This window comes from Caulobacter sp. 10L414 (assembly GCF_056395525.1).
On record NZ_JBFTJR010000137.1, the window covers coordinates 1 to 542 of the forward strand.

The following is a 542-nucleotide window of genomic DNA, read 5'->3' on the forward strand; positions in this document are numbered from 1 at the left end:
ACACGACGCCGCGGCTGGCCGCGTCCACCGTGCCGTTAATGCCGTCGTAGCCGAAACCCACCAGCAGGGCCAGAACCAGGCCCGCCACGCCCGAGATGATCGGCACGAAGCGGCGGCCGCTGAAGAAGGCCAGGTACTCGGGCAGCTTGAAGCCCGAGAAGCGGTTGTAGAACAGCCCGCCGATCACCCCCGACAGAATGCCGATCGGCACGGAGAGCTTGGACAGGGCCTTGGCCTTGTAGGCCGGTCCGGCCAGGTCCGCCGCCTCCTTGGACAGGCCCGCCACCACTTCGGGCGGCACATGCAGCAGCGCCTTGGCCCCCTCGGTGGCGATCAGGAAGCAGACCACCCCGGCCAGGCCCGCCGCGCCGTTGTTTTCGCGGGCCAGGCCCACGGCCACGCCGATGGCGAAGAGAAGGCCCAGATTGGCGAAGATCGCCTCGCCGGCCGCGGCGATGAAGGGGATGTTCAGAAGATCCGGCTGGCCAAAGCGCAGCAGAAGGCCCGCCACCGGCAGCACCGCGATCGGCAGCATCAGGGCC

Annotated in this window: 1 protein-coding gene; it reads right to left on the reverse strand. The window is 69.4% G+C overall.

All coding sequences use genetic code 11. The annotated features are described in order from the left end of the window. Positions 1–542: PTS transporter subunit EIIC (locus AC1DCG_RS25090; RefSeq protein WP_477041751.1), on the reverse strand; the 542-nt coding region annotated here is incomplete at both ends.